The following is a 15,230-nucleotide window of genomic DNA, read 5'->3' as shown; positions in this document are numbered from 1 at the left end:
ACGGGATTGGCTTTGAACAAGACTAGCTGAAGTAAAGCACAAAAGTGCTCGGGGGACCTAGAGCCCCTTGCCTCCGGCCACAACAGCAGAGCCGAGGATCTCGGCAAATTCTTTCGGCGCGCGGGCGGGCCGCTGGCTTTTCATATCAACACAGGCGTGAGTGGACACCGCCCTGACCAGGGTTTTGCCATCCGACGGACGCACCAGCTGGAACTGCCGGGCAGACCGGAAACGACCGTCGTAGTCGGTCAGCCAGGTTCCCAACACCAGTTGGTCCCCGGTATTGGCCGAGGCCAGGTAATCGATCTCCGTGCGGGTGATGGCCATCGCCTTGCCGGTTTTCTCATGCAGGGCCCAGGTCATTCCCAGACTCTCTATGTGGGCCCAACTGACGTCTTCAAGCCAGCGCACATAGACAACGTTATTGGCATGTCCGAGCCTGTCGGTATCCTCAGCGCGCACCGTAATATCAATGGTGAAAGGCGCGGGCAGATCCCAGGCAATGTCGTGCTGCTGCATCAGTTGCTTTCTCCGAGACCGGGAATGGCCTGCAACGGTAGCCGGCCAATACGATCATTGTGAAGTGAACCAAAGTACAGGTTGCCATCGTGGGGGTTCACCGAAGTAATCTCCTGCAAATGGGTTCCCCGGGTGTCATGGAGGCTGGTAATAACCTTGCCGTCCCGGTCGAAGGCGATCACCAGACCATATTCCTGAGGGGTGGGCTTCAGGCTGTCAGGCAGCTTTGCCACCAGATCCTTGAGCCAGGGCCGTGGGTGCATGGCATCCACTTTATGATTGCGCAGGGTAGGAAATGCGACCCAGTAGCGGCCCTGCTCATCCACCGCCAGGTTATCGGGAAAACCGGGCAGATTGTCGGCAAACACCTCTGCCTGCCCGGCTTTGGGTCCGTGAATCCAGTACCTCAGGATGCGATATTTCCAGGTTTCGTTAACCAGCACGTAGTCACCTGCAGGAGACACCGCAACGCCATTGGCAAAATGCAGGTTGGCCAGGAGGACTTCGGCCTTGCCGGTTTTCGGGGAGTAGCGCAGCAAACGGCCGTGGGGGCGCATTTCCAGCAGATCCAGCAGGTATTCCGGCTGACGGAATTTCGAGCTGGCGTCGGTGAAGTAAATTCGTCCGTCATCGGCAATATCGACATCATCGGTAAACCGGAACAACGTACCCTCTGCTTCCCGGGCCAATACGGTAATCTCTCCTTCAGGAGTGATCGAAAGCAGCCCCCGCCAGGAATCCGCCACAATCAGGTTACCCTGCTTATCAAACACCATGCCCAACGGCCGGCCATCGGTGGACAACCAGTTTTCAACCCGACCATCCGGGAACACCCGCACGATGTAACCATCCTGGGTGCCGGTGTAGAGCACACCATCCTCACTGACGGCCGTATCCTCGGGACCGTACACCTGGCCGCGGGCCAGCAGGTCCGCCAACCTCAATCTCTCGTTCGGCGCAATGGGTCCGGTGAGGGGCGGCGGTGAGGGCGGACTCCACGCTTTACTGTCAACAGGCGAAGGTGTCAGCAGGAAGCTGCCCAATAGCAGGAAAACAACCAGCAACCCCACCATCCATTTCATACACTCTGCCCGCCTGTTGTTCTATCAATTCCGTGTGTCAGCGTTTGAGTTACCTTAGCAGACCGGCCGGTGGGCAGGAAAATACCTGACACGAGCGCTGTCAGTCTTCGGCACTGAGGAAACGGCGGCACAGGGCAGCAAACGAGTCGGCCTTTTCTGCGTGAAGCCAGTGGCCGGTACCCTGGATAATACGCAACTGCGCCCGCGGAAACAGTCGCTGAATATCATCCCTGTGTTTTTCCTGGATGTAGGCGGAGTCGGCTCCCTTGAGAAACAGCACAGGGCCCTCGAAGGGGCCAGCGCCCTCGGGCGCTCTGGCCAGATTCCCGTAGCACGCATCAATAACCGGCAGGTTCAGCCGCCAGCGGAACATCGGCCCGCCCTCCTGCTGCGCTTCCCGGGGAATCCGCTCGAGGTTTTTCAGGAGAAACTGACGCACACCCGGCTCTTCAACGAAGTCGGCCATCAGTCTGTCGGCATCCTGTCGGGAACGTACGTCAGTCAGATCCATGCTGGTCAACCCTTCCAGAATGGCATCATGCCGTGGCTTGTAGTTAACCGGGGCAATGTCCGCCACGATCAGCCTGTCCACACGCTCAGGAGCCTGCAAGGCGACCTGCATAGCCACCTTGCCGCCCATGGAGTGACCAAGGAGACTGACCTTATCCAGTCCCTGTGCATCCATATAGGCAAGCACATCTGCCGCCATGGCCGGATAATCCATGGTGTCGGTGTGCGGTGAGCTACCGTGGTTCCGCTCGTCCAACGCGTGGATCTGCCACTGGTCTTCGAGACGGCGGGCGATACCACCAAGATTGTCGAGGGATCCGAACAGCCCATGCAACAGGACCAGGGGCGGGCCTTCGCCGGTAATACGGTGATTCAGCTCAACAGTCATGGGCAGTCAGTCTCCGGATTGGTCTGCGTTCTCAAACCGGATACATTACCACTGCCAGCCTTGCGAGCAAGTACCGGTATTGACGATCATTTTCCGAAGACGAAAAAAAGCCGGGCAAAGCCCGGCATGAAGGTCATAGACGTTAAGCCTGAGAAATCAGCAATAGAAGATGCTGTTCAGGTACTCTGCGAGCTCGATGACGTTTTTCCGCTCAAGCTCGGTATGGGGTACAAAGATTTCCTGTTCCATAAAACACCTCCTGATTGCCTTTCCATTGCTTCAACCTGATACCCTGATGTTATCGTTCAAGCCACGGGTGACCGTTGACAGGCGGTTGCATACACTTGACATTTTGTATCAGCCCTCATGACAGCTCGTTAACTATCAGGCCGTATACCGTGACATCTGCCCAACCGGATTCCACCAGCACTCCCCTGGTCGCTGCCTCGAGCACGCTGGCACTGGTTCATTACCTTGAGCGACAGGGCGTGTTCAATGCCCCTCACGTTGAACAACTGACCGGGCTGACGATGTCGGAACTTACCGACCCGGACCGTCGAGTCCCCGCGGATGCCCACTACCGGCTCTGGGAGCACGCAGAGTATGTTACGGGCGACCCTGGCGTTGGACTGCATGCCGGCAAGGTTGTGGATCCGGAACGGATGGGACTGGTGGGGCATGTATTCTTCAACTGCGACACACTGGGTGAGGCTGTTACCCAATATGTCCGCCTGCATCGGCTGATTAATGAGTCGGTATTCCTGAGCTTCGAGCAGACCGCTGACCAGGCCATCCTATGCTGGCAGCCAGACAGGGCCGAACATTACTGCCGGCAGGATATGGACCGCACCCTCGCCGCGTCTATCACCCGCACCCGTCATTTCATCCACCCGGGCATTCAGGCCGAATGGGTGGAAATTGCCCACCGGGCGCCCGTGTACGCGCACGAATACGAAAAGCTCTTCGGCGGGCCGGTCCGGTTTGACTGCGGCATCACCAGACTCGCCTTCAACAGCCGGCATCTGGGGCATCCGATTCCCCGCCGTAACCCGTATGTCTATTCAGCCGTGCTGAAACAGGTCAATTCCCTGCTGGCCAGGCTGCAGAGCCGTCGCTCCTTTGGCCGCAAGATTCACCGGCTGATATCAAAGCAGATGGCAACCGAAAAGATTGATGCCGACACGCTGGCCCGGCAGTGCCACATGAGCCGACAGACTTTGTACCGAAAGCTCAAAAAGGAGGGCCTGAGCTTTCAGGGCCTGGTGGAACAGGTCCGGCAAGACAAGGCGCTCAGGTATGTGGCGGGGGATCAGTATGCCCTCGGCGAGATTGCCTTCCTGCTCGGTTTCTCTGAACTCAGCGCCTTCAGCCGGGCGTTCAAACGCTGGACCGGCACCTCGCCGGCCGAGTACCGTGCGAGACACCTGGCAAGCCCAGAGGCAGAACACCAGGAGCCGGACACCAGCAAAGGAGAGCGATAGTGGACGACCTGTCTCTGGTTGCGATTGCCGTTGGCATTCTTTACCTGGGCGCATTCGCCTGCGTCTACCGCATTCTGCTGACCTATCGCACTACCCAGGGTGCCATCGCCTGGATCATTGGCCTGATCGCAGTCCCTTACGTTGCGGTCCCCATGTTCGTCCTGTTCGGACGTAATCGTTTCGGTGGCTACGTGAAGGCTCGTCGTCTCGGAGACCGGTCACTGACCAACCTGCTGAACCGGTTCGAGCAACAGACCACCTCCATCCCGGTCCCTACCAGCGACCGTTTCACAGACGAACTCCAGGTGCTCTGCCGGCTGGGACGCCAACCGTTTACCGACGGCAATCGATGCACGCTTTTGCGGGACGGCGAAGCCACCTTCGACGCCCTGTTCGAAGCCATGGAAGACGCCGAGCACTACATCCTGCTGGAATTCTACATCGTGCGGTCAGACCGGGTTGGCCGTCGAATCAAATCGATTCTTGAACGCAAACTGGCCCAGGGTGTGGAGGTCTGGTTCCTGTATGACGATATTGGCAGCGTCTGGCTACCGAGGAACTACCTGAAGCAGCTCGCCGCCGCCGGCGCCCGGATTGCCTCGTTCGGGGACGGTAACATCCGCAGGCGACGATTCCAGATCAATTTCCGGAACCACCGCAAGCTGCTGGTCTGCGACGGTAAGGTCGGCTTTGTGGGTGGCATCAACCTGGGAGACGAGTACCTTGGCACCGCCATGGATCAGGAGCCCTGGCGCGACACCCATTGCCGGATTGAAGGTCCGGCCGTTACCGGCTTGCAGCTGGCGTGGTTGGAGGACTGGAATTGGGCCAGCAACGATTTTCCCAGCCTTGACTGGGAGCCGGTCGCCAATCAGCCCGGGAATGACGAGGTGCTGATGCTACCAACCGGCCCGGCCGACACCTGGGAAACCTGTACCCTGTTCTTCCTGAACTGCATCAACAACGCCCGATCCCGGCTCTGGATCGCCTCGCCCTACTTCGTGCCGGACTTCCAGATCATGAATGCGCTGCAACTGGCGGCGCTTCGGGGCATAGACGTGAGGATCCTGATTCCGGAGAAATCAGACAGCCGCCTGATCGGTCTGGCCGCCTACTCCTACCTGGTCCAGGCCTGCAAGACCGGAATCGGCATCTATCGCTACCAGCCGGGCTTCATGCACCAGAAAGTGATCCTGGTGGATGATCGCTATGCGGCAGTAGGAACGGCCAATATGGATAACCGCTCCATGCGACTAAATTTCGAGATCACCGCCATTACCACAGCACGGCATTTCATTCGCAGCGTCGAATCCATGCTGGAACAGGATCTCGACAGCTCCCGGCTGATGACCGAAAGGGATTACAAGGACCGCTCCATACTGTTCCGCCTGGCTTGCCGTGCAGTCCGCCTGCTGGCACCGTTGCTCTAGACTTTCCGATCACTGGCTCCGGAATACCCGATGTGCGACTATGCCTACACGATTCAGCCAGTACGCAGTAGCGACAGATCACCATGAATGCCTTCAAACCCAGAGAAACACTGACCGAACAGGTCGCCCGCCACATTGAGAACCTGATTGCCTTTGGCCAGCTCCGATCCGGAGAGCGGATCTACGAGGGCGCCATGGCCAAGCAGATGGATGTCAGCCACGGATCCATCCGGGAAGGGCTGTTGCTGCTGGAGAAGCGGCACCTGGTCCGGAACGTTCCGCGCAAGGGCGCGTTCGTGACACCCCTGGACGAGTTTTTCGTTCGCAGCCTCTACGAAACCCTGGAACTGTATCTCACCCACACTGGCCGTAAGCTGGTTCGCAACTGGCAGGCTGATGACATGGCCAGGCTGGAAAGTCTCTATGACCAGATGAAGGCCTGCTACGATAAAAACGATCTGATGGCCTTCCTGGAACTGGGCATTGAATACACCAAGGCATCGCTGGCCTATGCCGACAACTACTTTATTGTCTCCGCCATTGATGACCTCTGGCCGTCGGCCAAGCGCTGTGCCTTCGTCGCCTTCCAACAGGGAGGCAACCAGGTGCTTGAAGACAACCTGTCGCACATGGAGCAATCCATCAGCGCGATCAAGGACCGGGATGAAGACCGCCTGGCGGAAATACTGCACCGCTTCGCTCTGCAACAGTGTCAGCAGGTTCTCACCGCCATCGAAAAGACCGGCAACAAGACCGCGTGATGGGCCTCAGTAAAACAGCTGGGTGAACGAGAAACCGATATTGAGGTAGGCCGTCCAATTGTCCTCGTTGTTGTAGGCGGCGGCCAGCTGAACCGGGCCTAGGAAGGTATCCACACCGGCAAACACACTGGAGGATTTAACCGAGCTGTCCCAGCCGGCAGCATCCAGCGAAGACCAGGCATTGCCCGCCTCGAATCCGGCACCCACGAACCAGGGCAGAAGTGGCCCACCAAACGTCTGGCTGGCATAGGCGGAGACCATCAGGGCATTGTCTCCGGTAATTTCGCCGGGCGCGTACGCCGACAAGCGGCGAAAACCTCCCAGGCGAACCGCGTTTTCAATGCCTGGCGTACCCTTGGTTACCGCATGGGCATACACCAGCCCGGTCAACGTCAGCCCCTTCCAACTCTCGGTACCCAACGCCAGACCGGTTACCGAATCGAATTCCCGGTCGGATCCCAGACCCTCTCGCTCAAAACGCCCCCGAAGGCCGGCGAAACCACCAGCCCGCGGGAAAAAGGTATCGTCCAGCGAATCATGAACCAGTTGCAGGGCCATTCCACCCTGATGCACGGATCCCTCCGGGGCCACCGGCTGGCCGATCTGCTCATCCACCGTGGCATAGCCCCGGGCATAGATCAGCCGGATCTCGGCATTGCCGCCGATTTCCATACCCAGAGCCAGATCCGCTTTTCGGAAGGTCACGTCCACCTCCGCTATTCGCGTTCCCGAGGCGTCGAACTGGCTAAAGGTATCCCGGGAATATTCGCCACCGAGCACCAGGAATCGTTCATAGCCGTAATCCAGGGGCTGATACCACTGGGTGCGGAGCCAGGGTTCGGTGCCGAGCTGAACACCGGTCTGCCACTCCCCACCCAGCTCGTTCAACTCGGTCATGCGAAGGGACGAGGCCAGATTGAAACGGGTTTCCCCGTCAAAGTTATCCTCATAGTTAAGTCCGAAAGACAGATAGTTTGGCCCCCAGCTCTTCTCCTGGACACGGATGGTCAGAACCGTACCGTCGGGCGACGAGGACGTGGAGTACGACACGATTTCGTAGTAGCCGAGGCCATAGATTCGTTTGAGATCGGCCTCCAGCTGCGTGGTATTCAGGGGCTCGCCGGTTCTCTGTCGGATTCGCTCTTTGAGAAAGTCGCGGGCCAGCCGACGACTGTCTTCGATGTCGATGCGTGAAATAATCTCTACGCCGGCGTCCTGCGCCGCTATGCTATCTCGCCAGGCTGCCCACGCCTTGCGGGAGACGGATAATGGCCGCAATTCGACCCCATGCTCCCTGGCGGTGCTGGCACCCAGCTCAAACAGTACCGGCGCATCGTAGAAATCGGCAGAGGTGTAACCTTCCAGGTCCGGTCGTATCAGAACATCACCTTCAGCCAGCAAATCCAGCTGCTGATCGGTGTTTCGTCGGGTCATGATGGTTGTGAGCTGACCGACCACGGAAAAGGCGCCCCGCAGTTCGTCGGTCTGCATCAGGCTGTCGGTAATATCTATGGCGATGATGACGTCAGCGCCCATTTCCCGTGCAACGCTGACTGGCAGGTTATTGGCGACGCCACCGTCCACCAGCAGCTGGCCATTACGCTCCACTGGCGCATAAACGCCTGGAATGCTCATGCTGGCCCGAATGGCCTCGGACAGGTTGCCCTCACCGATAACCACCTGCTCGCCGGTTTCCAGGTCCGTGGCAACGGCCCGGAATGGAATGGGAAGCCGGTCAAAATCCTCAACCAGGGCAGCGTTGCGCGTCAACTCGTTGAGGATGAACCCGAGGTTCTGGCCGGCGATCAGCCCACCACCGACATGCAGGCCATCGGCGCGAACACCAATTCCCGGTACCACCGGAAACCGCCAGTCATCCTGCTTTCGCCGAACCGGTTTGTAGACTCGACCAGGGTCGTCTCGAAAGCTGGAAAGCCAGTCCATCTCGATAAAGCGCTGCTCGATGTCACTGACCGGCATACCACTGGCATAAAGGGCGCCCACCGCAGAACCGGCACTGGTACCTACGACAAGGTCAACGGGAATCCGCATTTCCTCCAGCACCCTGAGCACGCCCACATGGGCCATCCCCTTGGCGCCACCGCCGCTGAGAACCAGCCCCACCCGGGGGCGTTCCTCAGCCGGCGCCAATGGTGCCAGAAGAAGCAGGCTCGCGGTCAGTAGCCAGGGCGCAATCGTTGCCCAACGGTTGCGCCGATTCACAGCTGGCTCATTTCCGCTCGGGGGAATCGTCGTCCGCCAGCGAGAGATGGGACACATCGGGTACCACCGGCGGGGGCAGATCACGGTCCACGCCCAGGTCACTGCCGGGCGGCGCCAGACTCCACTCGTCCAGATGCTGGAACATGGGAGGTTCCACTTCGGTCTTCTCTGCCAGGGTGACTCCGACCGGATCCAGGCTCAGGCCGGAGCCGGAGAGAATGGTATCCACCTTTTCGCCCGCCACCGGCAGGCGATCGCCGGGTTCGGTTTCGGGGACTCCACCGCGCTTTGCTTCCGCCGGAGGAGCTACAGACTCCTGCTGCTGATGGGGCTGGTCCGCCGGCGCCGCAGGCCTGGGCTGGGGTGCAGCATTGGAGGCAGGGCGGGCGTCAGCCATCGGCTGGACGTAAGCAACCATGCCGTGCTTCCTCAGAACCGCACGGTACTTTTCGGCCTGAACCTCTTCCAGCTTGTTACGAATAACCACCGGCTGACCACTGAACATACGGTCGACCTGCTCAAGCGAGGCCTTGAACAGGGTGCGGGCGTTATTGCGCGCGGTTTCCAGATCCGTTCCGGGAACGCATTCCCCTTTAAAGACAAGCTGAAACATGCGTTTTCCTCTTAGCGTCCGTCTTTCTCACATCATAGTTGATAGTGTCCAGCATCGGGAGCCCGGGACACTGCCCGCAACTTCATCGAGAGTGCAAACAATTGATAAATTAATGCCACATATCGCGCACAATGCGACAGACTCTGCAATAATGTACGGTAACCAAAACTTACACTTGGTTACATACAGACCGAGTTGTCACCAGGGAGTGGCCTCAATGACTATCAAACACTCGCTTCGCCTCGCCATCGCAGCCATGTTGCTGTCGGCGCCTTTCGCTCATGCAGAAAACCTTGACGTACTCATGAGCCAGGTGTTCCCGGAAGCCCAGGCGACTTATATCGGTTACGAGAGCGTTGAACGACAGGATATCCCTGCCAGCGCCGCGGTTGACCGGAAGTACCTGATTGTCGATTTTCGACTGGCGTCGAATGAGATGGCATCGGAACAACTTCAGGCCAGTGTACACAAAGTCTGCATGACCCTGCTCAAGGACCGCGACCTGATCCGACAGCTGTCGGATTCAGGCTATGACATGGTTTCCGTCGCTTTCGATCGTCGTTCACAGTTCGACTGCCTCTGAGGCGCCCGGTAGCTCATTCTTCCCGGCCGAGCAGTTTCGGGAAGGCTTCCAGGGCGCTGTTGACCGCATCCAGGTTGAACGCTTCAACGTCCGCCAGCAGCTTTTCCCCGTAGCGCGTCACCGACCTTGAGCGGAACCGCTGGCCCCAGGCCAGCACCCGTCGGGCAAAGTCTTTCATCTGTTCCGGATCGCCACTTTCCCTGACGGACTCCCACTCATCACCGAAGTCAGCCGCCAGCTGTTCCCTGAGCCAACCCCGTTCCTGCATGCTGAGGGTCTGGGCCAGCAGTCGTTCGGACTCCTTCGGCGCTCCCTCGTCTTCCGCCTGCTCCACCGTCGCTTCTACCCGTGGCAGCGTTACCGTAAAGACCGACCCTGTGCCCGGTTCACTCTCCACCTCCAGCTCCCCGCCCATCATCCGGGCCAGTTTCCGGCTGATGGCCAATCCGAGACCGGTACCACCATAGCGCCGGGTATTCTGCCCCTCCTGCTGCTCAAAGGCATCAAAGATCCGGTCAACCTGGTCCGGTGGAATGCCAATACCGGTATCGCTGACCGTGACCACCAGTTTGTAGAACTGGCGTTCCGGGGCCTCTGTGCTCTGTTCCACGCTGTCGGATCGTTTTTTGAGCGGCTTCGCGGTGGCTCGAACCGTCACACCACCATCATGGGTAAACTTGATGGCATTGCCGACCAGGTTGAACAGGACCTGCCGAAGACGGGTCTCGTCCAGCATCATGGCAGCGGGCATACGTGAGTCGACACTCACTTCCAGAGTGATGCCCTGCTCGCGGGCCCGCAGATCGAAGATATGGCGAACATCGTCCAGGAGACGACGCACCGACACCGCGGAATAGTCGAGCCTCATCTTTCCTGCTTCGATCCGGGACAGGTCCAGAATGTCATTGATCAGCATCAGCAGGCTCCGGCTTCCCGCCCGGATAGCATCCAGGTAGTTCCGTTGCTGCGGGTCGGTAACGCTGTTGCTGAGTAGATCGCTGTAGCCAATCACCGCGTTCATCGGCGTGCGGATTTCATGGGACATGTTGGCCAGGAACTCACTCTTTGCCAGGCTGGCCGCCTCCGCTTCCCGGGCCAGTCGTTCGGCTTCCAGTTTGGCGGCGCGCAGTTCGTCCTCGCTCCGGCGCAGGGCATTCTCGGAACGGATGCGCTCATCCACCTCCCGTGAAAGTTTCCGGTTCCAATACAGGAAAATCAGCACCACCAGAATGGCAATCAGCACTACCCGCCGAACCACGGTGTAATCCGTTTCCTGCTCAATATCCAGGTGGATCCAGCGATTGTAGATGGACTCTGTTTCGCTGGCCTCGAGACTGCCCAGCGCCTTGTTCAGCACCCGGTGGAGTTCCGGACTGTCCTTGCGCACGGCCAACCTCAAATCGTACTGGTAGGGCGTGATACTGGTGATTCTGAGGTTCGACAGGCCCAGTCTGGCAACGGTGTAACTGACCGCCGGAATATGGGTAACCATGACGTCCAGATCGCCATTGGACAGCGCCAGAAGACCTTCCTCCACACTATCCATCGGATACAGGTCCAGGTTTGGATGGTTAATCAGCAGATAGTCATGGGCTGCATGCCGGTTCACCACACCCACCCGTTCGCTCCGGAGTTCACGAAGGTCCCCGATAAAGCGTCCGTCATCGCGGATGGCTAGAGCGATGGGCACTGTGAGGTAGGCCCGGGTAAATAAAAAAGCCTCTTCCGTGCGCGGTGTTCGGGACAATCCCGGGAGTATATCCACGTCACCCGATCGGAGCTGCTCTTCAGCCTCCATGCGGCTCCCCGCCACTGCACGGGTAAACCGGACATTCAGCTCGGTTTCGAGCCGTGTCAGCAGGTCCGGAACCAGGCCGGTAGGCCGGCCATCCTGGGTATATTCGAACGGGGGCCAGTCTGAGCGGAAAGCGACCTTCAAATCCGGATGGCGCTCGAGCCAGTCAATGTCCGATCCGGAAAGCTCCAGCCCACTTCGCTCCATCGCCGGCTGATCTGCCTGAAGCCAGGACTGGCGGATAGTTCGATGCTCATTATGACTGATCGCAGCAATGGCTTTGTTCAGCACCTGATAAAGATGATCCCGATCAGTATCCACCTGCAGCACCACATCCACCGGGCTGTTATCGAGCAGAACCGACAGACCAATGCCGTTCACCATGGCCGATTGCAGGTAATCGGAAACCAATGGCACTGGGGCGAGAAAGGCGTCAGCCTGCCCCGAAAGAATCCGCCCGACGGCTTCGCTTACATTGCCAACCGGAACCGGTGTGAATTCTTCAACCGGATCCAGCATGGGGTACTGATTGGGGTCACCGGCGATCACGGCAACCCGGCTGCCTTCCAGATCGGCCAGGGTTCGAATGGCAGCATCGCCAGCACTGACGAACAGGCCGTAAGTGAGGGACATCAACGGATCGGTAAAACGTTTTCCGGGCACCACTGGCATTCCGGGCATCCGGGTGGTCAGAACCGCATCGGTTGCCAGCTCACTCTGAACCGGGCCGGTTTCCTGCACGGATCCCAGAACGACTGGCTCCATGGAGACGCCAAGCTTATCCGACAGCCGGGCGAGGTAATCAATGTAGGTTCCGGCCAGGACACCATTACCGGTATCAAAAACCAGCGGAACCTGGTCACTCCGCAGGCCAATGCGAAAACGCTCCTGCTCTTCCAGCCAGGTCAGCTCCTCTGTGCCCAGAACTGGTGCGGGCGACACTTGCGGCGGTTCCGCTCGCACCGGGGATTGAAACAGCGCCAACAGGCAGCATAGTACAAAGGCAAGGGTAACCTTCACTGGATATCCTTAGGGGTTCCGCTACATTTCAGGGAACAATACCTGCAAACGCCATTGATTTCATTCAAGCAAACGGCCAACGGGAGACGAATTCCATGGATACCAGCAAACACACCCTAAGCACTCTGTTCGAACAACTTGGCCTGGCGTCTGACGCCAAAAGCATTGAGGATTTCGTCGCCAAGTACTCGCCCCTGCCCAGCGAGGTCGCCATCCAGGACGCCCCCATCTGGTCCGAAAGCCAGTCTCACTTCCTTGAGGAGGGGCTTGAGGAAGACAGTGACTGGGCTGAGGTTATCGACGAACTCGACGCGATGATGCGTCACTGAACGGCGGCACTTTTGCCGATCACAACCTGATCGCGACCTGCGTCCTTGGCCTGATAGAGGGCGCGGTCTGCGCGGTCAAACACTGATTCTTCGGTATCGCCGACAACGAACCCCGCCAGACCAGCGGAAAAAGTCACCGTCACCGGTTCGCCCCGAAAATGAAAGGGCAGCCTGCCGACATGCTCCCGCAGTTTATCAACCACCGCCCTGGCATCTGCCGGCTCGGTTTCCGGAAACAGCACCACGAACTCCTCGCCGCCAAACCGGGCCACAAAGTCGGTGGTGCGCAGTCGCTCCCTGACCTCCCGCGCCACAAGTTGCAATACCCGGTCTCCAGCCTTGTGGCCGTAGGAGTCGTTGATCCGTTTGAACAGATCAATATCCAGCACACCCACGGTCAGCGGATGGCTGTACCGTTGCCAGCGGTTGTACTCGAATGAAAGGCGTTCCTGCCAGGCTTCGCGATTGGGTAACTCGGTGAGCAGATCGGTCATGGCGCGCAATCGCTCCTTGCGGACCTGCTCCTGCATCTGTTCGGAATGAGCTTCCATGGCGGCTACTTTCTCTTGCATTGCCTCAAGCTGCTCGGAAAGAGCACGCTCGCGCTCTGACTCCTGGGTTCGAAAGCGACCGACGGCCTGACCGATGGATTCAAGGTGACGGCTGACCGACTGTTTGAGATCCTGCAGATCATCACTCTCCTGCAGCCGTTGGCCCACCCGCTCGATCTCCTCACGGATTTCCCGATCCAGATGCTCGGAGGCATCCAGCCGACCGGACTGGGCCGAAGACTGGGCAGAGAAGTGCTCCCTTAGCAGCTCCAGCCGCTCATCCAGGCGCTTGAGGAAGGCCTCGAATTCACGCTTACTGCGGGTAACGGCGGCTATCACCAGCTCTGCCACATGGTTCAGCCCTTCCCGAAGTTCATCCCAGTCGTTGCTGGCCAACAAAGACTGCTGCAGAGCACGAGCCCGCGCCTCAGCCGCAGGCTCGAGGGATACCTGGGCGAGCATCTGTCCCAACAGTTGGCCTACTCGGCGAGCAATGCGCAATCTCTGGGCATTGTCTTCAATATCCTCACCATTGCCCTGGGCAGCCTCGGGCTGCTCGGGGTTCTCGGGGTTCTCGGGTTGAGATTCCGTATTGGTCTGCTGCTGTTGTTCTGGCTCCCGAGATTTTCGGGAGAAGAAGGAGAGCTTCGTGTCGTTTGCGGGCTGACGCTCGTCGAGCAGGGCGACCTGACGGTCAATCTGATCCTGCAATTCCTTCCAGGCTTCCACATCCACCCGGTTCTTCCGCAGGTCCTTGCGAATTCGCACCAACAGGCGGTCCAGTTCCGGCGTTTGGCCTTCCGATGCCAGACTGGTTCGAACCAACATGCGCTCAAGGGTATTACGCTCGGCCTTCCACTGCTTTTCCCGGTTTTCTGCAGACTCGAGTTCCCGAAGGTATTTATCCTTCCAGGACTGATCCGATGCCATGAAGCGCTCCCGCCTATCCTTGCTGTACTGTTGATGTTTGAAAACGCCTGAACTGCCTGTTGCCGGTTTCAGGAACTCTCGTCACTGGTCTTGCCATGATACTTATCGCGACGCGCCCTGGGGTGACTCTGGTCATAAACCCGTGCCAAATGTTGAAAATCAAGATGAGTATAGACCTGGGTTGTGGCAATGTCGGCGTGCCCCAGTAACTCTTGTACGGCCCGCAGGTCGCCACTGGATTCAAGCATGTGGCTGGCAAAGGAGTGTCGCAGCATGTGGGGATGGAGTTTCTGGTCGGCACCGCGGCTGATCCCCCAGCGGCTCAGGCGGGCCTGGATACTGCGGTGGCTGAGCCTCTCGCCCCGCTGGCTGACAAACAAAGCGGCTTCACCGTCACTGGCCAGCGCGGCTCTGTGCTGCAGCCAGGCCTGAATGGCGGCAATTGCCTTGCGCCCTACGGGCAGCAGCCGTTCCTTGCCGCCCTTACCCAGCACACGGACTTCTCCACCGCGCAGATCGACGGTATCGAGATCCAGGCTTGCCAACTCCGCCAGCCGCAGCCCAGAGGAGTACATCAGCTCGAACATGCACAGGTCGCGGACCTCCAGGGGGTCGTCCGGTTGACAGTCAAGCAGATGATTCAGTTGATCCACGTCTGCCACTCGAGGCAAGCGCCGACCACTCTTGGGGGCACGGATATCCAGCGCCGGATTATCCGAGGCAAGTTTCTCCCTGAGCAGGAACTGGTAAAAACGTCGGGTCGCGGAAAGGTGCCGGGCAATGCTCCGGCCTGACAGACCCTCCCGGCTGAGCGTTGCCACATAGCGGCGCAGATCGTGATTAGTGACCCGGTGCCAGGCGGTTAACCCGCTCTGGCTCAGCCAGCTTGCCAGACGTTGCAGATCGCGCTGGTAGCTTTCGCAGGTTCTGGGGGAATGACGTTTTTCAGAAGCCAGATGCCGGATAAATTCCGTCAGCGGCCCGACAAGCTCCTGGGGCACCGAAGGACGCTCCG

Annotated in this window: 13 protein-coding genes; 5 read left to right on the top strand and 8 right to left on the bottom strand. The window is 58.9% G+C overall.

Features of this window, described 5'->3' with window-relative positions:
* Positions 1-57: 57 nt before the first annotated feature.
* From GJU83_RS17860 to GJU83_RS17850, 3 genes are all read right to left on the bottom strand, one after another.
* On the bottom strand, positions 58-519 hold the full coding sequence (locus GJU83_RS17860; RefSeq protein ID WP_069184746.1) for an acyl-CoA thioesterase: 462 nt from the start codon (positions 517-519) through the stop codon (positions 58-60).
* On the bottom strand, positions 519-1,601 hold the full coding sequence (locus tag GJU83_RS17855) for an SMP-30/gluconolactonase/LRE family protein (protein WP_153634870.1): 1,083 nt from the start codon (positions 1,599-1,601) through the stop codon (positions 519-521). Before GJU83_RS17855 ends, GJU83_RS17860 begins: the two co-directional genes overlap by 1 nt.
* Before the next feature lie 100 nt (positions 1,602-1,701).
* A complete protein-coding gene (locus GJU83_RS17850) occupies positions 1,702-2,499 on the bottom strand; it encodes an alpha/beta fold hydrolase (RefSeq protein ID WP_153634869.1) in 798 nt (265 codons plus the stop codon).
* Positions 2,500-2,897: 398 nt separating this feature from the next.
* Between GJU83_RS17850 and GJU83_RS17845 the strand changes: the two genes are divergently transcribed.
* From GJU83_RS17845 to GJU83_RS17835, 3 genes are all read left to right on the top strand, one after another.
* Entirely contained in the window at positions 2,898-3,980 is a 1,083-nt protein-coding gene (locus GJU83_RS17845) for an AraC family transcriptional regulator (RefSeq protein WP_153634868.1), read from the top strand.
* The gene (gene cls, locus GJU83_RS17840; protein WP_153634867.1) at positions 3,980-5,410 is read left to right on the top strand and encodes a cardiolipin synthase; all 1,431 of its coding nucleotides are present in this window, start codon (positions 3,980-3,982) and stop codon (positions 5,408-5,410) included. Before GJU83_RS17845 ends, cls begins: the two co-directional genes overlap by 1 nt.
* Positions 5,411-5,493: 83 nt before the next feature.
* A complete protein-coding gene (locus GJU83_RS17835; RefSeq protein ID WP_069184741.1) occupies positions 5,494-6,171 on the top strand; it encodes a GntR family transcriptional regulator in 678 nt (225 codons plus the stop codon).
* Between the two features lie 6 nt (positions 6,172-6,177).
* Here GJU83_RS17835 and GJU83_RS17830 read toward each other — a convergent pair whose 3' ends face one another.
* Positions 6,178-8,259 carry a patatin-like phospholipase family protein gene (locus tag GJU83_RS17830; RefSeq protein ID WP_370686088.1) on the bottom strand — a complete coding sequence of 694 codons (2,082 nt, stop codon included), beginning with the start codon at positions 8,257-8,259 and terminating at the stop codon, positions 6,178-6,180.
* A gap of 142 nt (positions 8,260-8,401) precedes the next feature.
* Positions 8,402-9,007 (bottom strand): hypothetical protein, encoded by a 606-nt coding sequence (locus GJU83_RS17825; protein ID WP_153634865.1) that lies wholly within the window; start codon positions 9,005-9,007, stop codon positions 8,402-8,404.
* Between the two features lie 217 nt (positions 9,008-9,224).
* Here GJU83_RS17825 and GJU83_RS17820 point away from each other — a divergent pair, with 217 nt between their 5' ends.
* On the top strand, positions 9,225-9,590 hold the full coding sequence (locus GJU83_RS17820) for a hypothetical protein (protein WP_153634864.1): 366 nt from the start codon (positions 9,225-9,227) through the stop codon (positions 9,588-9,590).
* Positions 9,591-9,603: 13 nt separating this feature from the next.
* On the opposite strand, the gene GJU83_RS17815 is transcribed toward GJU83_RS17820, so the two are convergent.
* Positions 9,604-12,405, bottom strand: a complete 2,802-nt coding sequence (locus GJU83_RS17815; protein WP_153634863.1) for an ATP-binding protein — start codon at positions 12,403-12,405, stop codon at positions 9,604-9,606.
* A 95-nt stretch (positions 12,406-12,500) separates the two neighbouring features.
* Here GJU83_RS17815 and GJU83_RS17810 point away from each other — a divergent pair, with 95 nt between their 5' ends.
* Positions 12,501-12,734, top strand: coding sequence for a DUF2789 domain-containing protein (locus GJU83_RS17810; RefSeq protein ID WP_069184830.1), 234 nt, complete (start codon positions 12,501-12,503; stop codon positions 12,732-12,734).
* Here GJU83_RS17810 and GJU83_RS17805 read toward each other — a convergent pair.
* Together GJU83_RS17805 and xerC are read right to left on the bottom strand one after the other, a co-directional pair.
* Entirely contained in the window at positions 12,728-14,215 is a 1,488-nt protein-coding gene (locus GJU83_RS17805) for a GGDEF domain-containing protein (RefSeq protein WP_153634862.1), read from the bottom strand. The two genes, GJU83_RS17810 and GJU83_RS17805, sit on opposite strands and share 7 nt — an antisense overlap.
* Positions 14,216-14,283: 68 nt before the next feature.
* The gene (xerC, locus tag GJU83_RS17800) at positions 14,284-15,216 is read right to left on the bottom strand and encodes a tyrosine recombinase XerC (protein WP_153634915.1); all 933 of its coding nucleotides are present in this window, start codon (positions 15,214-15,216) and stop codon (positions 14,284-14,286) included.
* Positions 15,217-15,230: the final 14 nt, after the last annotated feature.

This window comes from Marinobacter salsuginis, assembly GCF_009617755.1.
GTDB lineage: Bacteria > Pseudomonadota > Gammaproteobacteria > Pseudomonadales > Oleiphilaceae > Marinobacter > Marinobacter salsuginis.
This window is presented reverse-complemented; position numbering and strand designations above follow the sequence as displayed.